Source organism: Sphingomonas pseudosanguinis (assembly GCF_052056765.1).
Taxonomy (GTDB): Bacteria; Pseudomonadota; Alphaproteobacteria; order Sphingomonadales; family Sphingomonadaceae; genus Sphingomonas; species Sphingomonas pseudosanguinis.
This window is the reverse complement of record NZ_CP189888.1, coordinates 1,843,933-1,865,315: the sequence shown is the minus strand read 5'-3', so window position 1 is coordinate 1,865,315 and position 21,383 is coordinate 1,843,933. Positions and strand designations below refer to the sequence as shown.

General features: G+C 64.9%; 19 protein-coding genes. 12 read left to right on the top strand and 7 right to left on the bottom strand.

What is annotated here, in order from left to right; all coding sequences use genetic code 11:
- The first annotated feature begins 270 nt into the window (after positions 1 to 270).
- The 3 genes from glf to ACQHGV_RS08400 are packed head-to-tail and all read left to right on the top strand — an operon-like array spanning position 271 to position 5,214.
- Complete coding sequence (glf, locus tag ACQHGV_RS08410) at positions 271 to 2,508, top strand: UDP-galactopyranose mutase (RefSeq protein ID WP_440977850.1); 2,238 nt, start codon at positions 271 to 273, stop codon at positions 2,506 to 2,508.
- A 20-nt stretch (positions 2,509 to 2,528) separates the two neighbouring features.
- On the top strand, positions 2,529 to 2,867 hold the full coding sequence (locus ACQHGV_RS08405) for a hypothetical protein (protein WP_440977849.1): 339 nt from the start codon (positions 2,529 to 2,531) through the stop codon (positions 2,865 to 2,867).
- 55 nt (positions 2,868 to 2,922) lie between these two features.
- Positions 2,923 to 5,214, top strand: coding sequence for a PAS domain S-box protein (locus ACQHGV_RS08400; RefSeq protein WP_440977848.1), 2,292 nt, complete (start codon positions 2,923 to 2,925; stop codon positions 5,212 to 5,214).
- On the opposite strand, the gene ACQHGV_RS08395 is transcribed toward ACQHGV_RS08400, so the two are convergent.
- The 3 genes from ACQHGV_RS08395 to ACQHGV_RS08385 form a co-directional block, all read right to left on the bottom strand.
- Positions 5,211 to 6,074, bottom strand: a complete 864-nt coding sequence (locus ACQHGV_RS08395) for an ATP-grasp fold amidoligase family protein (RefSeq protein WP_440977847.1) — start codon at positions 6,072 to 6,074, stop codon at positions 5,211 to 5,213. The genes ACQHGV_RS08400 and ACQHGV_RS08395 overlap by 4 nt on opposite strands.
- Before the next feature lie 227 nt (positions 6,075 to 6,301).
- A complete protein-coding gene (locus ACQHGV_RS08390; protein ID WP_084787799.1) occupies positions 6,302 to 6,505 on the bottom strand; it encodes a DUF3606 domain-containing protein in 204 nt (67 codons plus the stop codon).
- Between the two features lie 17 nt (positions 6,506 to 6,522).
- Entirely contained in the window at positions 6,523 to 7,155 is a 633-nt protein-coding gene (locus ACQHGV_RS08385) for an alcohol dehydrogenase catalytic domain-containing protein (protein ID WP_440977846.1), read from the bottom strand.
- A 324-nt stretch (positions 7,156 to 7,479) separates the two neighbouring features.
- On the opposite strand from ACQHGV_RS08385, the gene ACQHGV_RS08380 reads away from it, so the two are divergent.
- Genes ACQHGV_RS08380 through ACQHGV_RS08350 form a run of 7 tightly spaced genes read left to right on the top strand, consistent with a single transcriptional unit; the run spans position 7,480 to position 12,977 of the window.
- On the top strand, positions 7,480 to 7,947 hold the full coding sequence (locus tag ACQHGV_RS08380; protein ID WP_440977845.1) for a hypothetical protein: 468 nt from the start codon (positions 7,480 to 7,482) through the stop codon (positions 7,945 to 7,947).
- The gene (locus ACQHGV_RS08375; RefSeq protein ID WP_167345437.1) at positions 7,944 to 8,906 is read left to right on the top strand and encodes a cytochrome c oxidase subunit II; all 963 of its coding nucleotides are present in this window, start codon (positions 7,944 to 7,946) and stop codon (positions 8,904 to 8,906) included. Before ACQHGV_RS08380 ends, ACQHGV_RS08375 begins: the two co-directional genes overlap by 4 nt.
- Entirely contained in the window at positions 8,903 to 10,777 is a 1,875-nt protein-coding gene (locus tag ACQHGV_RS08370) for a cbb3-type cytochrome c oxidase subunit I (RefSeq protein ID WP_440977844.1), read from the top strand. Before ACQHGV_RS08375 ends, ACQHGV_RS08370 begins: the two co-directional genes overlap by 4 nt.
- The gene (locus tag ACQHGV_RS08365; protein ID WP_440977843.1) at positions 10,774 to 11,397 is read left to right on the top strand and encodes a cytochrome c oxidase subunit 3; all 624 of its coding nucleotides are present in this window, start codon (positions 10,774 to 10,776) and stop codon (positions 11,395 to 11,397) included. Before ACQHGV_RS08370 ends, ACQHGV_RS08365 begins: the two co-directional genes overlap by 4 nt.
- The gene (locus ACQHGV_RS08360) at positions 11,394 to 11,702 is read left to right on the top strand and encodes a hypothetical protein (protein ID WP_440977842.1); all 309 of its coding nucleotides are present in this window, start codon (positions 11,394 to 11,396) and stop codon (positions 11,700 to 11,702) included. Before ACQHGV_RS08365 ends, ACQHGV_RS08360 begins: the two co-directional genes overlap by 4 nt.
- The gene (locus ACQHGV_RS08355) at positions 11,690 to 12,562 is read left to right on the top strand and encodes a cytochrome c oxidase assembly protein (RefSeq protein WP_440977841.1); all 873 of its coding nucleotides are present in this window, start codon (positions 11,690 to 11,692) and stop codon (positions 12,560 to 12,562) included. The genes ACQHGV_RS08360 and ACQHGV_RS08355 overlap by 13 nt, the downstream gene beginning before the upstream one ends.
- Entirely contained in the window at positions 12,555 to 12,977 is a 423-nt protein-coding gene (locus ACQHGV_RS08350) for a c-type cytochrome (protein ID WP_440977840.1), read from the top strand. The genes ACQHGV_RS08355 and ACQHGV_RS08350 overlap by 8 nt, the downstream gene beginning before the upstream one ends.
- 31 nt (positions 12,978 to 13,008) lie before the next feature.
- Here the strand turns inward: ACQHGV_RS08350 and ACQHGV_RS08345 are convergent, their stop codons facing one another.
- Positions 13,009 to 15,339 carry an FdhF/YdeP family oxidoreductase gene (locus ACQHGV_RS08345; RefSeq protein ID WP_440977839.1) on the bottom strand — a complete coding sequence of 777 codons (2,331 nt, stop codon included), beginning with the start codon at positions 15,337 to 15,339 and terminating at the stop codon, positions 13,009 to 13,011.
- Between the two features lie 128 nt (positions 15,340 to 15,467).
- Here ACQHGV_RS08345 and ACQHGV_RS08340 point away from each other — a divergent pair, with 128 nt between their 5' ends.
- Both ACQHGV_RS08340 and ACQHGV_RS08335 read left to right on the top strand, forming a co-directional pair.
- Positions 15,468 to 15,734 (top strand): hypothetical protein, encoded by a 267-nt coding sequence (locus ACQHGV_RS08340; protein WP_440977838.1) that lies wholly within the window; start codon positions 15,468 to 15,470, stop codon positions 15,732 to 15,734.
- Between the two features lie 66 nt (positions 15,735 to 15,800).
- Positions 15,801 to 16,781: a methyltransferase gene (locus ACQHGV_RS08335; RefSeq protein ID WP_440977837.1), complete on the top strand. Its 981-nt coding sequence runs from the start codon at positions 15,801 to 15,803 to the stop codon at positions 16,779 to 16,781.
- Positions 16,782 to 16,790: 9 nt separating this feature from the next.
- Here ACQHGV_RS08335 and ACQHGV_RS08330 read toward each other — a convergent pair whose 3' ends face one another.
- From ACQHGV_RS08330 to ACQHGV_RS08320, 3 genes are all read right to left on the bottom strand, one after another.
- Complete coding sequence (locus ACQHGV_RS08330; RefSeq protein ID WP_440977836.1) at positions 16,791 to 17,525, bottom strand: SDR family oxidoreductase; 735 nt, start codon at positions 17,523 to 17,525, stop codon at positions 16,791 to 16,793.
- Between the two features lie 2 nt (positions 17,526 to 17,527).
- Positions 17,528 to 19,753 (bottom strand): hypothetical protein, encoded by a 2,226-nt coding sequence (locus ACQHGV_RS08325; RefSeq protein WP_440977835.1) that lies wholly within the window; start codon positions 19,751 to 19,753, stop codon positions 17,528 to 17,530.
- Positions 19,754 to 19,840: 87 nt separating this feature from the next.
- Positions 19,841 to 21,349, bottom strand: coding sequence for an MFS transporter (locus ACQHGV_RS08320; RefSeq protein WP_440977834.1), 1,509 nt, complete (start codon positions 21,347 to 21,349; stop codon positions 19,841 to 19,843).
- Positions 21,350 to 21,383: the final 34 nt, after the last annotated feature.

Below are 21,383 nucleotides of genomic sequence, written 5' to 3'. Positions count from 1 at the left end.
AGCGTCTCCCCCGGCCCCAACGGATCGGGGTCGGCGACGTTCCGGGAAACTGACTGATTTGCATCTATAATCAATAAGTTATCAGGAACTTGGCGAAGCGGCGGGATGTTTCTGTTCTGTAACAGAGATAGAAGAGGAGCTTCCGTGACCGCCCAGCTGTCGAGTGCCGCCCATAGCTCCCATGGTCTTTACCACCGCCGTCCGCGATCGACGCTGATCTGCTTTAGTCACCTTCGCTGGGCCTTCGTCTTTCAACGGCCACAGCATCTGATGACCCGCTTTGCCGCGACGCAGGATGTGTTGTTCTGGGAGGAACCGGAATATCGCCCCGGACCGTCCGAACTGCATAGCCGGACCTGCCCCGACAGCGGTGTGGTCGTCCTGACCCCGCAACTCGACGACGCCTTGCGCGGGCGGGAGGAGGAGGCGCTGGCGACCTTGCTCGACACCGTGTTGGAGGCGGTGACCGGCCCGGTCCTTCGCTGGTATTACACGCCGATGATGCTGCCCTTTTCGGACCATGTCCCGGCGGCTTGCATCGTCTATGACTGTATGGACGAACTGTCCGCCTTCAAGGGCGCGCCTCCCGAGTTGCTGGAGCGGGAGCAGCGGCTGATCGAGCGGGCCGATCTGGTCTTCACCGGCGGGACCAGTCTGTACGAGGCGAAACGTAGCCGCCATTCCAATGTCCACGTCTTTCCGTCCAGCATCGACGCCGCGCATTTCGGCCGCGCACGTTCGGGGAGCGAGGAACCGGCGGATCAGGCGCCGTTGCCGTACCCACGGCTCGGTTTCGCGGGGGTCGTCGACGAGCGGATGGACCTGGAACTGCTGGCAACCCTGGCCGACGCCCATCCCGAATGGTCGCTGGTCATCATCGGCCCCGTTGTGAAGATCGACGAGGCCGATCTGCCGCGTCGGGCCAACATCCATTATCTTGGCGGGCGGCCTTACCCGGCGCTGCCGGACTATATGGCGGGCTGGGATGTCGCGCTGATGCCCTTTGCGATCAACGAGGCGACGCGGTTCATCAGCCCGACCAAGACCCCCGAATATCTGGCGGCGGGCTGTCCGGTCGTCTCGACGCCTATCACTGATGTCGTTCGCCATTATGGTGCCCTGGCGGGCGTGACCATCGCCGACACGCCCGCCGCCTTCGTGGCCGCGTGTGAAGCGGCGATGGCCTTGCGCGCCGCCGGAAACGACTGGCGCGACGCGGCGGATGCGCAGCTTTCACGCGGATCTTGGAGCAGCACGGCGCTGGAGATGACCGCGCTGATCGAGGCGGAGATCGCGGGTCGCAACCGGCACGAGCCCATCGTGTCCCCCGTCACCTGGCCGCCGCGGCATGAGCGCTATGACGTGATGGTCGTCGGCGCGGGGTTTGCAGGGGCCGTGATGGCGGAGCGGCTGGCGGCCGATGGGGGCAAGCGTGTGCTGGTCGTCGACCGGCGGCCGCATCTTGCGGGCAATGCCTATGACCATCACGATGCGGCGGGCATCCTGGTCCATCGCTATGGCCCGCATATCTTCCACACCAATTCGGACGACGTGTTCGAGTATCTGTCGCGCTTCACCGATTGGCGGCCCTATGAGCATCGTGTGCTGGCCGATGTCGACGGCACGCTGGTGCCGATGCCGATCAATCGCACGACGCTGAACGCGCTATATGGTCTGGACCTGTCGAGCGATGCGGAGGTCGAGGCGTTTTTGGCGTCGCGCGCCGAGCCGGTCGACCCGATTCGCACATCGGCGGATGTGGTCATCTCAAAGGTCGGGCGCGAACTCTACGAGACGTTCTTCCAGGGTTATACCCGCAAGCAATGGGGCATGGACCCGTCGGAACTCGACAAGTCGGTCGCCGCGAGGGTGCCGACCCGGACCTGCACCGACGACCGCTATTTCGGCGATCGCCATCAGGCGATGCCCGCGCAAGGTTTCACCCGCATGTTCGAGGCGATGCTCAGCCATCCCAATATCGATCTGCTGCTGGGGGTCGATTATGCCGATGTCCGTGATGCCTATCCGCACGACCATCTGGTCTTCACCGGGCCGATCGACGAATATTTCGGCTATCGGCACGGCCGCTTGCCCTATCGCTCGCTGCGTTTCGAGCATCGGACGCTGAACGAGGAACGGCATCAGCCCGTCGCCGTCGTCAACTATCCCGACGAGGCCGTCCCCCATACGCGCATTACCGAATACAAGCATCTGACCGGCCAGATCGCGCCGCAGACCAGCGTGACCTATGAATATCCCAGCGCGACGGGCGACCCCTATTACCCGATCCCGCGCGACGAGAATCAGGCGCTGTACAAACGCTATGAGGCGCTGGCCCTGGCCGAACCGCATGTCAGTTTCGTCGGGCGGCTGGCAACCTATCGCTATTACAATATGGACCAGGTCGTCGGGCAGGCGCTGGCGACCTATCGCCGGTTGAAGCCGATGCTTGAGGAAGCCGAGATAACGGGTTTGGCCGCCCTGGCGGGGGGACGCAGCGCCGCATGACCCACGGAGATGGGGGCGGCATGGCCAAGCCGGTCCTCCTGCTGGCGGCCCAGATCAATTTCGCCGTCGATTATGTCGCGAGCGTGCTGAAACAAGGGGATAGTTGGGTGATCGGCCCCATGGACGACCTGTCGCAGGCGATCCGGGTCCTGTTGACGGAGGATCTGCGGGGCGCGGTCATCATCGGTCCCTTTCGCACCGAGGATCGCGAGCGGCTGGTCGACATTCTGGCCCGCCGAGCACTGCCCTATCTGTCGGTCAGGAGCGACGTGCAGGCCGAACAGGACGAAGATGGCGCCGCGCTGTTCCCACCATTTGCCGCCTATCAGGTGGCGGACTGGGTCGCTGCGCTGACATGATCGGCCAAGCCAAGGCCGATTGATGAGCGACATACTCCAACGGGTTTGACAGACGATGAAGCGTAAAGCCGCCATTGCGAATGCCATCATCGAAAGCGCGATGGATTACGCGATCATTTCCCTCGATTCCGCCGGTCTCATTACAAGCTGGAATAGCGGGGCCGAACATGTGCTCGGCTGGTCCGCTGACGAAGCGCTGGGCCAGTCTGGCGAGATCATATTCACGGCGGACGATCGCGCGGACGGCGTGCCGCGTCGAGAAATGCGGCATGCCGATGAAGCGGGACGTGCCGCCGATGAACGCTGGCACGTACGGCGCGACGGCAGCCTGTTCTTCGCGCTGGGCGAGCTGATGCCGCTGCGGCTGGAGGAAGGGGGCTACGTCAAAATCCTGCGCGACCGTACCGATCAGCGTCGCGCCGTTCAGGATCTGGAGGATAGTCGCAAAGAGACAAGCGGTGCCAACGCAATGCTCGCCGAGTTGACCGAGTCGCTTCAGGACCCATTTTATGCCGTGGATGCGCAGTGGCGCTTCACCTACGTCAACCGTAAGGCGGGCGAGCTTTGGGGGCGGGCGCCCCAGGACTTGATCGGCAAAATCTGCTGGGATGAGTTTCCCCAGGCGGGCGGCAGCGAACCCTATCACGCTCATCAACGCGCAATGGCCGAGCGCATCGCCGTCCGCCTCGAAGCGAAATCCCCGATTTTGGGCAAATGGGTCGACATCGATATTCATCCGATCACGACCGGCGGGCTGGCCGTCTATTTCAAGGATGCCAGCCTGAGAAAGGCGGCGGAGATCGCGTTGAGGGCACAGAACGACACGCTGGCCGAGGAGATCGCCGAGCGCACCCGCGAACGCGACCGGATCTGGCAGCTGTCCGGCGACCTGATGGACGTATGCAGCGCCGATGGCCGCCTCCACACCGTCAATGCCGCCTGGACGGCCATGCTGGGTTGGACCGAAGACGAACTGCTCCGCGCCAACTTCTTCGACCTGATCCACCCGGAGGACCGCGAGGCGACGGCCGCCGAGTTCGCGCGCCTCGCCAAGGGGGAAGAGGCGGCGCATTTCGAGAACCGGTTTCGCGGACGGGACGGCTGCTATCATGTCATCTCCTGGGCCACGGCGCCCGAGGCCGACTTGTTCTACTCGATCGGCCGCGACATGACGGATCATCGCCGCGTCGAAGAACAGTTGCGCCAGAGCCAGAAGATGGAAGCGGTCGGGCAGTTGACCGGCGGGCTGGCGCATGACTTCAACAATCTGCTGACGGGCATCACGGGCAGCCTGGAGATGATGGCGATCCGTATCGGACAGGGTCGGATCGGCGATGTCGAGAAATATAATGCGGCGGCGCAGGGTGCGGCCAAGCGCGCCGCCGCCTTGACCCACCGTCTGCTCGCCTTCTCCCGACGCCAGACGCTGGACCCCAAGCTGATCGACCCCAATCGGCTGATCGATGGAATGCTCGAGCTGATCATGCGCTCGGTGGGCCCGGACGTGGATACCCGCTATGTCGCGCAGGCGGAGCTATGGGCCACGTTGGTGGATCCCAATCAGTTGGAAAATGCCCTGCTCAATCTCTGCATCAACGCACGGGACGCGATGCCGGATGGGGGAAGGCTGACCATCGAAACGTCCAACCGGACACTGGACGAACGCATGGCACGCTTTCACGAAATGGAGCCGGGGCGCTATGTCGCCGTGTGCGTGTCCGATACGGGGACCGGGATGACGCCCGATGTCGTCGCCAAGGCGTTCGACCCGTTCTTCACCACCAAGCCGATCGGCGTCGGCACCGGCCTTGGCCTGTCGATGATCTATGGCTTTGCCCGCCAGTCGGGCGGCAGCGTTCGCATCCATTCCCATCCCGGAGAGGGCACGACCGTCTGTATCTATTTGCCCGCGCATATCGGCCGCGCCGAGGCGGAAGACGATGTCGCCGACCTGGCCGATGCCCCCCGCGCCAGGTCGGGCGAAACGGTGCTGATCGTCGATGATGAGCCATCAGTGCGAATGCTGGTCACCGACGTGCTGGAAGAACTTGGTTATACCGCGATCGAGGCGGCCGACGGAGCGGCGGGGCTGAGCGTTCTGCAATCCGATGTGCGGATCGATCTTCTGGTTTCGGATGTCGGTTTGCCGGGTGGGATGAATGGGCGTCAGATGGCCGATGCCGCCCGGGTGACCCGACCCGATTTGAAAGTCCTGTTCATCACCGGCTTTGCGCAGAATGCCGCGGTCGGTAACGGGCAGCTCGAACCGGGTATGCATGTCATGACCAAGCCCTTTGCCATGGAAGCCATGGCGACGCGGATCAAGGCCCTGATAGAAGGGCGCTAGATCGCCTTCCACGCCTTGCGGAGCGCGTCCATGAGGGTGCGGCTATAGATATGGTGCGTCGCCGTTTCGCGATGAACACCAGCGCTGGATGGCGCGATGCCCAGCGACGCGGCGGGCGTGAAGGTGAGTTCTCCGAAATAGATGCCGTCGCGACCATCGTACAGGTCGACGCGGACGAACTCGAACGGCGCCGAAAGCGCGCGCGCAGCGGCGATCATCATATCCAGCCGGTCGCGCGTCGCCATGGCGAAACCGTTTGGCACGGTCAGGCCATCTCTTTCATCCATCGCATCGAATTGCGGTACACGGAACAATCGGCTCCACGGCTGTGCGAACCGCCCATGGTCGATCTGGCACAATAGCGGCTCGCCATGGATGCAATGGAACTTGTAATCGTCGGGCGGTCCCAAGCGATGCGCCGGTATCAGCGTTTCGACGATGATCTTTCGCGGCAGTCGCCAATATTGCATTTCGCGCAGGATCGCCGCGTAATCGATCGAAGCCAGGTCATATAGTCCACGCAAAGCCGCAGGATCGACGAGATCGCGCAGGAACACGACGCCGCCACTGGCATGGGTCGGCTTGGCGACGGCGTCCGTACCGATATACGGACGAAGCCGGTCGAAGAACTGCTCGGGCGACGTCAGCTTCTCGACCGGCATGACGGCCAGCGTGTCCGGGATATGAAGGGCGGGGAAGCGTCGCTGTGCCTCGACCTTGGCCGTTTCCTTGTCGACGAAGGTCCGCTGCAAGGCCGACCAGTTCGGATCGATCATCCGGTCGTAAACGACGTCGTTGATCAGTGCATCGGGATGGTGTGGTGGCAGCGGTGCGCGGCGGAACTTGCGCGCAAATGGCACGGAAGCCGCCCGATGATTGGCCGCTCTCGTCATGGAGGCGCACCAACCGTCGTCCCCGTCTCGGTTCGGATTATCATTCAAGGGTGACGGCGTGGTGGCCATACTCACGAATTCCGGTTGAGGGCGGACGAGCTCAAGGTGGCGAGCAGCGCAAGGGACCAGATGTTTTTGGCGATCAGCCGATACGCGTCCAACAGCGGCGGCGACCGCCAGGATTAGCCGAGGCTTTATCCGTCGCCGCGTCGACCCGTCAGTTTTTGCGCCGCGGCGTCCAACTCGGCGCGATCATTGCCGATCCGCGCGATCAATTCGCGAGCCTGCCCCTGCGATAGCCCATGCTTTGATGCGAAATACGCGACTTCATAGGGTTCCTCGCCAGCGACCCTGCTACGATCTTGTCGGCCTTGCTTGTTTTTGTCGTCGGTCATCATTTCCTCCTCATTTCAGATCAATATCGCCCTCGAATTTCGGTCGTCCCATATGCCGACAGCGGCGGGCATCGATAGGACGAGACTATTCGCGTCGCATCGCCAATGCGCTGATTGCGGCGAGACCGCCGAACGCGGTACCGACGCCCATGACGCAGGCCTTCCGTCGCCGTTCGGGGGCGGCGCCGACCGCCAGATTGGGGATCAGCAACTGGTCCAGCTTCAGGACGATCGCGGGGGTGATCGGCAATCCGGACGACCGCCTTTGTCACGGTTTCGGGCGTCAGCGAACCGGGGGGTAGTGACCGCTTCACACCCGTGTAATTCCCGGTGCGATCCACGCCGGGCATATCGGCGAAGGTCGGATGGACGTCGCGGATGTGGATGCGCGGGTGCTTCGACAGTTCGCCGCGCAGCGCCACGGTAAACCCGCGCACCAGATCGCCTAATGCCTCGACCGCGCCGGCGCCTTCATGGCCGAGGATCGTGCCGACCCGCATCCGCGCAAATGTGCCGCGCACGGAATGAAGATCGGTGCCGCAAACTGCCGATATGGTCAGGCGAACAAGGGCGTCGGCCGGTTCCTGAATACGGAGGTCGGGCACCGCCTCGATCCGGATATCGCCGATACCGTGCCAAGCGACTGCTTTCATCACGCGCTCCCCGCTTCGTAATGGGATAACGGAGGCAGAAGGACGGCGTTCCGAATTCAGCTCGGTTAAAAGGTTTTTTGTGCATCTGTGATATAGATTTTAACCGCTGGTCGGTGGCGATCGTAATTCTCGCGTGTCAGAAAAAGATATGAAGTCATAAGTCGATCATTGATCCATGTGGGTAGAAGATGTGGCATATTGACGTGGATCATCGAAAACTTCGTATTTTCGGCTAAAGCTATCCGTCATGGTTGGCGGAGTGCTGTGTGGCGGATAGGCGAAATCCGGGGAGCGATGCCAGCCTGATCCGGTGCGCGTCGAACCATGCCCGCGGCTGATATGCGACGGGCGCGGGCGGCCGTACTCGCGATGCTGCTTTGCGGGTGCAGCAACGAGGCGCGGGAGATCGGTCCGACCGTGCCGCAAACCGCCCCCATCGGTGAGCGGGACCCGCGCATCGCCTATTATCAGGACAATTTTGGGCAGGTCGCGCAGGGCGGCCGGTATTTTCGCTATTATGGTTGCGCCGGATGCCATGATGACGGCGCGCCGGGTGCGCGCGACCTGACCGATGGGCGATGGAAGCGGGGCGGGGGCTTTGCCGCGGTCTTCACATCGATCGCCCATGGTCATGGCGAACGGGCCTATGCGACGCGCATTCCGGTCGAGCCGCTCTGGCAGTTGACCGCCTATGTGCGTGATTTGCAGCGCCACACGCCCGAGAAGCGACGGCGACAGGCACTCGACCAGCAGGCCGAACCCCGGGGGGCGGCTTGGTGGGGACCGCAATGATGCGGATCATCGTGACCGGCGCGTTGCTGTCGCTGGCCGGGTGTCAGGGCATTCAGTCGCCGCTGGCACCAGGTGGTGATCAGGCGGCGGCGTTGCACAGCCTCTTCCTCCTGATGATGGGCGTATGCGGCGTCATCTATATGCTGGTTCTCGGCGGATTGGGCTGGAGCCTGTGGCGCGCCCGTTCCGCAAGCGATGCGGCGGTGGTCCCCGAGCGGGGCCTGTGGGCGGTGGCCATCGTGATCGTCGTCGGCCTCACCGTCCTCATCATCGGCAGCTTCGTCGCGGACCGCGCGGTGTTCGCCTCACGGGCGCACGGCGCGATGATCGTGCGCGTGACCGGACACCAATGGTGGTGGCGGATCGAATATCGCGATCCCGCCACCGGCCGATGGATCGAGACCGCCAACGAGCTTCACCTGCCACGCGACCGAACGACGCGGCTTGCGCTGGGCTCGGCGGATGTGATCCACAGCTTCTGGGTGCCCAATGTCGCGGGCAAGCTCGACATGATTCCCGGGCGCCGCAATATCCTGGACCTGACGCCGCGCCGGATCGGCTGGTTTCGCGGCCAGTGCGCCGAATTCTGTGGAACCCAGCACGCGCATATGGCGCTCGACGTGAAGGTGGAGAGCGCAGCCGCGTTCGATGCCTGGCTGGCGACGCAGGCGCGACCGGCCGCCGCCGTCGCGTCGCGCGGGGCGGCGGTCTTCGCGGGGCCGTGTGCCGCCTGTCACACCATACGCGGAACAGGCGCGTCGGGGCGGGCGGGGCCGGATCTGACGCATCTTGCGGCGCGGCGCTCGATCGCGGCGGGCACGCTGACCATGACGCGGGGTAATCTTCAGGGTTGGATCGCGCAGCCCCAGGCCTTGAAGCCCGGCACCGCGATGCCGAGCGTGCCATTGTCGGGGCCCGATGCCGATGCGCTCGCCACCTATCTGGAGCGCCTGCGATGAGGCCCGAACAGACGCGGCTGGACCGGCTGTCGCTGACGTGGCGCGACCCGCTGGGGTTGTGGGGGTTCCTGACCACCGTCGATCACAAGCGGATCGCGGCACGCTATATCGTCACCGCGCTGCTCCTGATGTTCCTGGCGGGCATGTTGGCGCTTGACATGCGCTGGCAGCTGTCGACGCCCGAAAATGTCCGCATGGGTCCGCAACTCTATAATGAGAGCTTCTCGCTGCACGGGTCGACGATGCTGTTCCTCGTCTCGGTGCCGGTCATGGAGGCCATGGCCTTCTGGCTGGTTCCCCTGATGCTGGGACAGCGCAACATGGCGTTTCCCCGGTTGGGGGCGTTCAGCTATTGGCTGTATCTCGGTGGTGTGCTGACGCTGTGGATCAGCCATGCCCTGGACATCACCCCCGATCTGGGCTGGTTCGAATATCCCCCGCTCAGCGGCCCTGCCTATGCCCCCGGCCACCGCGCCGATATTTGGGCGCAGATGATCACCTTTACCGAGGTCGCGGCTCTCGCCGCCTCGGTCAATGTCGCGGCGACGATCCTGAAGATGCGACCGCCCGGCATGACGCTGGCGCGGATGCCGGTCTTTTTGTGGGCGATGCTCGTCGCGTCGATCATGACGATCCTGTCGATGCCCGCGATCATGCTGGTGACGTCGATGCTGATCGCCGACCGCCTGGTCTCGACCCATTTCTTCTCGCCCGCCGGGGGCGGGGACGTGCTGCTGTTCCAGCACCTCTTCTGGTTCTTCGGCCATCCGGAGGTGTACATCATCTTCGTGCCCGCAACCGGATTCGTCTCGGCGATCGTCGAGACGTTTTCGCGCCGCCCGCTCTTTGGGCATTCGGTAATCGTGCTGGCAATCCTGTCGATCGGCGCGCTCGCTTTTGGTCTGTGGGTGCACCACATGTTCGCGGTCGGGCTCCCGCGTCTCGGCAACAATTTCTACACCGCCGCCAGCATGGCGATCGCTCTGCCCGCCGGACTGCAGATCTTTTGCTGGATCGCCACGATATGGAGCGGACGGCCCTGGCTGGCGACGCCGATGCTGTGGGTGATCGGCTTCGTCACGACCTTCGTGATCGGCGGCCTGTCGGGGGTGATGACCGCGTCGGCGGCGCTCGACCTGCAACTGACCGACAGCTACTTCATCGTGGCGCATTTCCATTATGTGCTGGTCGGCGGCGCGATGTTCCCGCTCTTCGGGGCGTTCTGTTACTGGTATCCCAAGGCGACCGGGCGGATGATGTCGGAGCGCTGGGGGCGGATCGCCTTTGCGCTGATCGTCGGCGGGTTCAATCTGGGCTTTTTCCCGATGCACCTGCTCGGCCTGCTGGGCATGCCGCGCCGGGTCTATACCTATCCTGCGGGCATGGGGTGGGAAGGGCTGAACCAGGTCGCGACCCTGGGCAGCGTGATTGCGGTGGCGGGCGGTTTGGTGTTCGTCGCCAATGCCCTGGTCTGTTACTGGCGGGGGGCGCCGTCCGGGGCGGACCCATGGGGCGGCTCGACGCTGGAATGGGCGGGCGAGGCGCCCGCGCCGTCCTGGAACCTCGCCTATACCCCGATGGTCGACAGCCTGACGCCGATGTGGAACGGCGGCGCTCCGTTGCGCGTCGCGGACGGCGTCGCGATCGAGCGACGCGAGGTACTCATCACCTCCGTGACCGATGCCGATCCGCTTTATCGCCAGAAAAGCGCATCGCCCTCGATCTGGCCGCTTCTGTCCGCGCTGGCGGTCAGCGTGATGTTCATCGCCAGCATCTTCACCCCTTGGGCGATCGTGGTCGGAGCGGTGCCGATCGGCGCGGCCCTGACCGGCTGGTTCTGGCCGCAGCGCCCGCGAAGGAACCGCGGATGACCACCTCGCCCCCACGCCCGTTCGAGGTCGTCGCCGACCTGTCGAGCCTGCCGTCCGGTGCGATCGGCGCGCGGCACCTGGTCTGGTGGGGCAATGTCGGTTTCATGGTCATCGAAGGGACGGGCTTCGCGCTGGCGGCGGCGGCCTATCTCTATCTGATGACGCAAAGCCTCGTCTGGCCACCAGTCGGAGATGCGCTGCCCGGACTGTTGTGGGGCGGGGTCTTCACCGCCGCGCTGGTGCTCAGCACCGTGCCGAACCTCTGGGTGCTGCGTTGCGCCCGCGCCAAGAAGGCGGCGGCGGTGCGCTGGGGCATGGCAGGGTTGGTCCTGATCGGCCTGATCCTGATGGCTCTGCGCGGGGCGGAATTCGCCCATCTGGGGGTGCGGTGGGACCGGGACGGCTATGGCTCGGTCCTGTGGCTGCTGCTGGTGCTCCATACGACGCATATCGTGACCGAATGGGCCGAATGCGCGGTCCAGGCGGTCTGGCTGTTCACCCATGAGATTGGCGACGATCAGTTCTCCGACGTGGAAGACAGCGCCAATTACTGGTCCTTCGTCGTCCTGACCTGGCTGCCGCTTTATGCGTTGATCTATTGGGCGCCGAGGGCGCTATGAGAATCCGCACCCGCGCCTGGGCCGCGCTCGTCCTGCCGCCGATCATCTGGTTCGCCTTCGAGCAGGGGCTGTCGGCGGTGCTGCACGGCGATTGCACTCGCTCGGGCCTGGGGATCGGCTGGGGTGTCACCAGCCTTGCCCTGTGCCTTGGTGCCCTGTGGTTCGGTTGGCCGTATCGGACGCGGCAGAGCCCGCTTTCGGATGTCTGGCTGGCACGGTCCGCCATGCTGGTAGCGGGCTTCTTCGCGCTCGCGATCCTCTTCCAGACGCTCGCCATTCTATGGATCCCGCCATGCGTCGCGTGAAAGCCATGGTCGCGCTGGCGTTTCTGGCCGCCCCGGCCTGGGCGCATGACACCGGGCAGCCCCATGACGAGCCGCCCGGCTGGACCCTCGATCCCTGGATCGTCGTGCCGCTGCTGCTTGCGGTGCTGCTGTTCGCCGTCGGGTGGCGGCGGCTGGCGCGGCGTTTGGGCCGGGGCAGGGCGCGATGGGGGCGGCGGGCGCGGCTCTTCGCGACGGGGTGGCTGATCCTCGGCATCGCGCTCGTCTCGCCGCTCCATGACGCGGGGGAGCGATCCTTCGCGGCGCATATGTTCGAGCATGAGCTGATCATGCTGGTCGCCGCGCCGTTGCTGGTGCTGGCCGAGCCTTTGCCCGTGATGCTGTGGGCGTTCCCGGCGGCCGGGCGGCGCGCCATCGGATCGCTGGTCATGGCGCCCGTCATCGCGGTGCCGTGGCGCATGGTTTCGGCACCCGTGACGGCGACGCTGGTTCAGGCGACGGCCTTGTGGTTGTGGCATGCGCCCGTTCTGTTCGACCTGGCGCTCGCCCATGAGGGGTGGCATGCGGCGCAGCACCTGTCATTCCTCGTCAGTGCGCTGTTCTTCTGGAGTGCGATGCTCGGGCGCCACGTCGCGGCCGGAACCGCCGCCCTGTGCCTGGTCGCGACCTCAATCGTCTCGGGCGCGCTGGGTGCCTTGATGGCTTTTGCGACAAGCCCCTGGTATGCCGGTTATGCCCGGCTGGGCCTTGCGCCCTTCGGCCTAACGCCCGCCGAGGATCAGCAACTGGCGGGCCTGCTGATGTGGGTGCCGGGCGGTGTCGTCCATGCGGCTGCTGCGTTGATCGTCATGCGGCGTCTGCTAAGGATCGCCCATGCCTAGGCGTCCGGTGCCTGCGACACTGATGTGGCTTGCCGCCTTGTTCGGGCTCGCGATGCTCGCGGCGGTCGTCGCAGGGATAACCCTCTATGCCGAGACCCGCGCAAAGACGCGAACCCATGCCGAGGCGATCACCGGCGGACGGGTCGATCGCGGGCGTGCCGCCATCGTGCAGCGCGGCTGCGGCGGCTGTCATGATATTCCGGGAATCACGGGCGCGTCGGGCAGGGTAGGGCCATCTTTGTCCAGGATCGCCACCCGTGCGCATATTGCGGGCGCTTTCCCCAACGATCCGGACACGATGACGCACTGGCTGATGCATCCCCAGAAGATGCGTCCCGGCACTGGTATGCCGGAACAAGGGCTGAGCGAGGCGGAGGCACGCGTGATCGCGGCCTATCTCTATACCTTGGATTGACCGCCGATCGTCGAAAGCCGGTTCGCGCCGGTCATGCCATCGAACGATCCTCCATTCCCGGCTCCAGGATCGCGTCGCCGTCGCTCGTCACCGTCACAGGGATAGACTTGGCGGCGGGCGTCTTGCTGCCCACGGCATAATGCCACACCGGCATCAGGACGTTGCACTCGGGATAATAGCCGCCGATGCACCCGACCGGGATGTCGTAGGCGACGACGATCAGCCCCGACAGATGCCGGTCGACCCCGTCATCGGCGACGGTGTGCAACGTCACCGCCTGTCCTACCTTCAGACCCCGGCGTTCTATGTCGGATCGGTTCATCAGCACGACGTTGCGGATGCCGTCGATACCCCGGAAGCGATCGTTATAGCCATAGACGGTCGTATTGAACTGATCGTTGCTGCGCAGGGTCATCAGCCGCAGCACGTCATGCCCGACGTCCGGCATGTCAAGATCCTCGTCGAGTGCCTCCGGTGTGACGAAATTGGCGCGGCCGGTATCGGTTTGCCATTCGCGCCGTTTGGCGGGCAGATCGCGCTGGAAGCCGCCGGGCTCCCACATCCGTGTTTCATAGTCGTGGAAATTGTCGGGCAGGGTGTGGGCGATCTCGCGCCGGATTTCGGCATAATCGGTCATATAGTCGTCCCACCGCACCTTGGGGTGGGGCTCGAGCACCTGTTTCGCCAGTTCGCACAGCAGCCGTATCTCGCTGACGAGATGCGGAGAGGCCGGTGTGCGGATCCCGCGATTGCCGTGGACGCAGCCGGAGGTGTCCTCCATCGACAGCACTTGCTGCCCGGCCGCCGTCTCGTCGATCTCCAGCCGCCCGATGACGGGCAGGATATAGCTGATCTCGCCGGGGAGCAGCGCCGTACGGTTGAGCTTGGTCAGGACATTGACGGTCAGCCGCATCCGGCGCCAGGCGGGCTCCATCCGGCCCTGGTCGGGGATGGCGCGGGCGAAGTTGCCGCCCAGCATGAAGAACGCCTTCACCCGGCCTTCGAGGATCGCCTCACATGCCTCGACCGTGTTGTATCCCGCCTCGCGCGGCGGCTCGAAGCCGAATTGCTCGCCCAGCCGGTCGAGCGGGAAAAGCTCGGCCTTTTCCGTGATGCCGACCGTCCGCTGGCCCTGGACATTGCTGTGGCCGCGGACCGGACAGATGCCCGCGCCGGGACGCCCGATATTGCCGCGCATCAGGAGCAGGTTGACCAGCATCTGCACCGTCTCGACCCCCGCACGGTGCTGGGTCAGGCCCATGCCGTAAATGCCGATGGTCGACTGCGCGCGGGCATAGATGAGCGCGGTCGCTTCGAGATCGGCACGATGGAGACCCGACCGCCGCTCCAACTCGTCCCAATCCTGTACCCGCAGCCATTCGACGAAGCGCTCAAAGCCGTGCGTGTGCTCGTCGATGAAGGCCAGGTCGAGGATGGGCGGCTCACCCGCCGCCAAGGCATCGTCGTGCAGCGTCAACACCGCCTTGCAGATGCCCGCGATCGCCGCCAGATCGCCGCCATTCTTGACCTGATGATAGTCCGAGCTGATCCGCGTATCCTTGCCCGTCAGCATCTCGGTCGGCGACTGGGGGTTCAGGAACCGTTCCAGTCCCCGTTCGCGCAGCGGATTGAAGGTGATGATCGGCACGCCGCGCTGGCTGGCTTCCTGAAGCGGGTGTAGCATGCGGGGTGAGTTGCTCCCCGGATTCTGACCAAAGAACATCAAGCAGTCGGTTTTGGCGAAGTCCCCCTGGTCGACCGTGCCGACGCCCTGGCCGATGCTGGCGGGCAGGGCGACCGAGGTCGTCTCGTGGCACATGTTCGAACTGTCAGGCAGGTTGTTGTTGCCGTAAAGCCGGGCGAACAGCTGATAGAGATAGCTGCCTTCATTCGACAACCGGCCGGAGCTGTAGAAGACGGTGCCGTGTTGCTTGTCTTCCACGGCGCGAAGTTCGTGGGCGATCTCCGCGATGGCATGGCCCCAGGATACCGGGACATATTTGTCGGTCGCGGAATCATAGCGCAGCGGATGGGTCAGGCGGCCGGGCTGTTCCAGATGATAGTCGTCCCACGTCAGCAACTCGCTGACCGTATGTTCGGCGAAGAAGGCGGGTGTGCAGCGATGCGCGGTCAACTCCCACGCCACCGCCTTCACGCCGTTCTCGCAGAATTCGAAGGGAAGCGGCGTGGCGGGTTTGACCCAGGCGCAGCTGTTGCACTGATAGCCATCGACCTTGTTATGCCGCGACAGCGCGACGCTGGCGCTGCCCAGCACGCCCTCCCGGCGCAGGATGTTGCCGACCGAGCGCGCAGAGCCCCAGCCGCCGGGGGGGAGGCGATACGGCTTGTACGTGGCTTTCATCGGGCATCTCCGGCCGGGGCGGCGGGCGTTTCCGTACGAAACATTCGCCGGGGCCTGTCGTTAACCCTGTGGCGGCGGCGGCTATCCCAAATATGATCTAAGATACGGATTTAAAAAGGATAAGTGCCATGACGGTCGGTCGCGACTATATGCTGAAAAAGACCTCGGGTCCTTCGGCCTCCAAATTTTTCATCGACACACAGCTTGTCCCGCGACTGGTCAACGCCATCGGTCGAGGAGAGGTCATGCTCGACCGTTCGGCGGTCCGCCTCGGGGTCCGTCCGTCGGTGCTGGTCGCGGGAGCGGCGGGTGCCTTGGTCATGCTGGTTTTCAGAATCAGACGCGGACGGCAGGGAGCAGTCGAACAAGCGCAGCCGGTTCAGCGAACAGACTGATCCATATTGAACCCGGGAACCGCGCTCGACCTCTGTTATTGAAGGAGAAAATATAAGGATAATAATGTGATAGAGGAAAAGAACCAGGGCTCGGCGGCGATCCGGGCTCCGATCGGATCGGCAAAGCAGCGCGAGGGCCTGTTGCATCTCCTGCAATTGCTGGAGGCACACCATTATACGTTCGTGACGCCGACGCCTGCCACCCATGCGCGGGTCCTCGTCAATCGTGGGGCTCGGCCTGCGACCGATTTGCGCGACATTCTAGGCTGGAGCCTGCCCTTCTCGCCGTCGGTATTGGATGCAGAACTGCGCGCAGCCTTGGCCGCGGCGGAGATACTGGTTCAACGCGATGACGGCTTGTTGCAAGCCACGTTGCGCGTGTCGCGCGTCGAGGGGACGCTGTTTCTCCATTCCGCCTATCCGACTACGGCCACGGAATCCGTGTTTCTCGGGCCGGACAGCTATCGGTTCGCCAAGTTGATCATCGGGCGGATGGATACGGGCGCGCGGCACATCCTCGATTACGGGGCGGGCGCCGGGGTCGGCGGGATCGTCGCAGCGCGGGTGGCGCGCGGCTCGCACCTGACGCTGGCCGACATCAATCCGCGCGCGCTGTTCCTGGCGTCGATCAACGCCGAACATGCGGGTGTCGCGCACAGCGTCGAGCGGGTGTCCGCGCCGAAAGAGCTGACCGACTGCTTCGACCAGATCGTCACCCATCCGCCGTTCATGATCGATGCGGATCGCCGCGCTTATCGCGATGGCGGCAACCTATATGGCGGCCAGCTTTCGCTCGACTGGACACTTCAGGCCCTGGCTCTGCTCAAGCCCAAGGGCCGGCTGATCCTGCATACCGGCGCCTCGGTCGTCGACGGGCAGGACGTGCTGCGCGCCGCGCTGGCCGAGCATCTGCCCGCGACCGGATTCGAGATCGACTATTCCGAGCTCGACCCCGACATCTTCGGCGACGAACTGGAAAAGCCGACCTATGTCGATGTCGAACGGATCGCGGCGGTGGGGTTGGTCGTACGGCGGGTGGGACTGTGACGTCCCGCCTTACGCCGTCTTCTGGATCAGCGGTTCGATCCGCAGGTTGACGATATCGCAATTGGCCGAGCGGCTGAGGACGAACAGGATCGCGTCGGCGACATCCTCGGCGGGCAGCATCCGGCCTTCCGCGACGGCGGCCTGTTTCTCTTCTTCGCTGCATTCCTGCATCTCGGTGTCGACCGATCCGGGCTGGATCACGCTGACCCGGATGCGCTTGTCGGCGACCTCCTTGCGCAGCGTCTCGGCAAAGGCCTGGATGCCCGCCTTGGTGGCGGCATAGACGCTTTCGCCCGCCGCCTTGATCTCGGCACTGATCGATCCGACGAACAGCAGATGGCCGCCGCCCTGCTCCTGCATGCCCAGGATGGCGGCGCGGGCGCAGGCGAGATAGCCGGTCAGATTGGCGTCGATGACATAGCGCCAGTCGTCCTCGGCCATCTCGTGGATCGGCTGCGCGCCGAGCGCGGCACATGCGACCAGCATGTCGATGCCCCCCAGCCGGTCGTCGACGGCGGCGAAGACCCGGTCGATGCCGTCGCGCGTCGCGGCGTCCTCGACGATCCCGATCACGTCGCCATCGATCCCGGCGAGCGCAGCGTCGAGCGTGTCGCGATGCCGCCCGAAGGTCAGGACGCGCGCGCCCTCGTTCGCCAGCGCCTTCAACGCGGCCCGGCCGATCCCGGTGGTGCCCCCGGTCAGCAGGATGCGGCGGCCGGACAACATGGTGGGGTTCTTGGTCATTGTCATTCCCAGGTCAGGATCAGGCGGCCATGGGCGGGCACGCAATAGTCGACGCGGTCGGCGCTGACGGCATCGGGGGCGATCGCTTCGCCGCTGGCGGTGGTGACGCGGCTGTCGGTCAGCGTGCGCCGCTTCAACCGGACGAGGCGCAGCCAGGCGGTGCGCGTCTCGCCTCCGTCGAGCAGGATCGACAGCGCATGGTCGCCGACCCGCTCGACCGCGCGGACCAGCATGTCGCAATACAGGCGAAAGGGCGCGCCCTCCACGGGATGGAAAGCGCTGGTGGCGAAGATGAACGCCGCGCCCGCGCCGTAGACTTCCTGTCCCACCTGCCCGGCGGGCTGACCATCGGGATAGAGATCTTCCAGCGGAAAGGAGAGGGTCTTGTCGATATGACCGTTCGCCTCGCGCTGTTCCTCGGCGATGGCGTCGGGGGGCAGCGCGTCGGGATAATAATACCAGGCACGCGACAGGGCATGGCGGCAATATTCGCCGATCAGCATCCGCGCCTCGGGATCGAGGTCGGGGCCGCCATCGTCCAGATAGCGCTCGAACGCGACATAGCTGTCGAAACATTCGTACATCGCCATATAGGGCGCGTCCTGAAGACAGGTGACCGCCAGGAACGTCTCGTAATGCGCGGCATGGCCGATGCGGCTGTCCCAGATCACCGCATTGTGCAAAAAGCTGGCGAGATAGACATAGCTCTGCTCGCGATAGACGTCGCGATTGGTGATCCGCCACAACCGCATGCAGGCGGCCGCGCCCCAGGCGGTCAGATTGGCCTGATAGTTGATATCGAAGCCCAGCCCGATGGCGGCATCGATCGCGGCGCGCGCCTCATCGAGATAGGTCCTGTCGTCGGTCAGCTCGAACGCCTGGAGCATGACCCAGGCATAGATGCCGCCCACATCGGTCTGCCCGCGCCCGTCGACGGGGGCCCGCCCAGTGATGATCGAGAAGTCGGTGACGTCATATTCGATCGGCCAGCGATAGTCGAAATGCCGCGCGACCCGCACGCCATAGTCGATCGCCTTCAGGAACAGCGCCCGCGCCTCGTCATCACCGTCCAGCGCCAGCGTGCCGAGGTTGAGCAGCGGGTGATAGAGATACCAGCTGTCGACCGCATCGGCGTTCTTGTCCTTGCCGACATTGGGCAGATAGCGGCGGAACGTGCCGAGCTTTTCGTCGAAGAAGCGCGGCAGCCCTGCCTTGAACGCAGCTTCCAGCGGATGCGGCTCGCCGCACCAATTGCCCCATCGGTGGAGCGCGGCAATCACCGACATCTGCACCATGATGTCGGGATATTCCGCGCCGGTATAGGGATGGACATAGCGATGGCCGTAATGGCGGATCGTGGCGGCGGGGGCTTCGTCCAGATCGCGTGCGGCTCGCTCGGCACGGTCGATCCAGTCGCGATAGGCGACCGGTGGCGGCTCGAGTAGGTCATAGGCGCTGCCCAGCATCTGCACGAACTGGCGGGCGGATTCGCGTTCATGCGGGGGCGCGCGATGGCGAAAGACCAGGATGGTGTCGGACAGCGTGACGCGCTCTCCCGCCGGCAGCGCGACCTCGGCGGGATCGGCCTCGGCCTCGGGGATGGGTAGCGCATAGCCCAGTTCGGGCCAGCTACCCGCCACCGCCTCGCGCGGGATCGTGCCGGTGGCGCGGAAATAGTCGTTCAAGGCGGTGAAATTCTGGATGTAGAGGACGTTCCCAAAGGTCGGTGCGTCGATACGGAAATAAAGGAGTCCTGTGTTCAGCCCGCGCTGCGACGCTTCCACCACCCCTTGCGCGCGCAGGGGATCGTCGCCTGCGCCAAAGGGATAGAGATCGCGCGGGGCGGGGGGCATGACCATTGGCCGGGCGGGGGTAAATCGCGTCGTGATGCGCAGCCGCTCGATCGCCAGCCGGTCGGCAAGGCATGAAATGACATGCTCGCCCATGGCGCTGGTCAGACGAAGGCGGGCGAGCTCATCACCCTCGGGCGGCAGCACCGCGCAATCGAAGCTGGTCGGCACAAAGGCGGCGCGCACCGCCAGCCCGCCGGTGCTGCCTTGGCGCCGCACGATCGCGAACACCGATGTCGCGGTTCTATGCAGCCGGATCGTCAGGTCGCCGACGATGAAATCGACCAGGGGCGCGGGTTCGTCGCGCAGCAGCTCGCGCAGATCCAGCAGATGGGGGCTGATCGCGGGCGGCGCTTCGGCCGTCGCTGTTCGGGGCATGGCACAACTCCGAAAGGGGGACGGGATGATCGCCAACCCCCTCAGAAAGAACGGAGTTCCGGGCAAATGGCGTTCCGCTAAACTGGGTCAGTGCATTCGTCCCGCCCGCGCCGCCTGCGCGCGCTTCAACCGGATGCGGGTGCGGGCATCGCGCAGGAGTGCGCCGGGCAGATCGGTCGCGGCACGCAGCCCCGCGACCGAGGATATGTTGCGGATACTGCGCCGCGTCTCGTTCAGCACCTGCCCGACCATGGCCCGCCGCTCGATCTCACCCTGCTCGCGCACCAGCGACAGGCGGTGGATCGCATAGAGGCCGATCAGCCCGGCCAGCAGGAAATAAAAGTCCCAGGCGGTGAGGGTGATCGGCAGGGAGAAGATGCCGTTGGGGCTGCGCCAGCGCGCCACCAGCTCGAACTGGCGGGCGGCGAAGAACTGCGCCAGCAACCCGCCCAGGATCGGTGCGATCCCGGCCGCGATGGCGGTGGTCATCGCATTGGCCGCGACATAGGCGGTGGCGGACCCCTTGGGCGACAGTTTCAGCGCGATATTGGTGCTGGCCAGCGTCACGCCCGCGATCGTCGCGCCCATGACGAGGTGAAGCCCGATGAGCCACAGTTTCACCGCGCCCCGGTCGCCCAGTTGCGACGCGCCGATCATCGCGACGATCGCCAGGATATAGGCCGGGGCGCACACCGCCAGCACCGACTTGTTGGCGAACCGGTCGCTGAGCCGCCCCCAAAGGCGCAGCGCAAGGATATTGGCGAGCTGACTGGCGACGCTGAGTAGCAGCACGAAACTGACCGCAAAATGCAGCTGGCGGACGATGAAGACGGTGAAGAAGGGTGTCGCGAGGTTGATCGCGAACTGCCAGCTGGCCACGAAGACCAGCAATCGGCGGAAATTGGGGTCATGGAGCGGCTGGGCCAGCAGGGCTCGCAGTTTGATGGGGCCGGGGGCGTGCGGCATTAGCGGTTCCGGCATCATTGCGACGATCCGTGCGCTGATCAGCCCGGTGACGCAGCCACTGGCGAACATCGCGGCGAACACCATGTCTCGCGCGGGTGATCCCGTGCGCGTCCAATCGATTGCCAGCGCGGCGACCAGCCCCAGGATCAGGCTGATCGCCGTCAGCCATACCGTCCGCCGGGCAAAGACGTCGCCCAACCGATTATCGGGCGCGAGATCGCGCATCCAGCTATTCCAGGCGCATCCGCCGACCGCGCCCAATCCGCAGAGCAGCATCTGCGTGCCCAGGAAGATCAGCAGCGCGGTCGTCCCGCTGAAAAAGGCAAGTACCGCCATCACCGCCAACATGGTGCGCCCGACCAGGCTGGACAGGACCGCGATCCGCTTGCGCCGCCGCCATCGCTCGACCAGCTGGATGGCGGGAAGCTGAAGCAACTGCGCGAGGAACGGCATCGCGGCGAGAATGCCGACCATCACGTTCGACGCCCCCAGATGCAGCGCGAAGGCGGTCAGGATCACCCCGCTGGTCAGCGCGGCCGCGCCGCCCGAAAACCCCGCCTCGACGACAAGCAGCCGCAAGCCGCGCTCGCGATCGGCGGTGGTCAGCTCGGCTTGCGGGTCCAGGGGCATGGGTGTCGGGCAACGCCCCGCTTGCGGCCGGGGT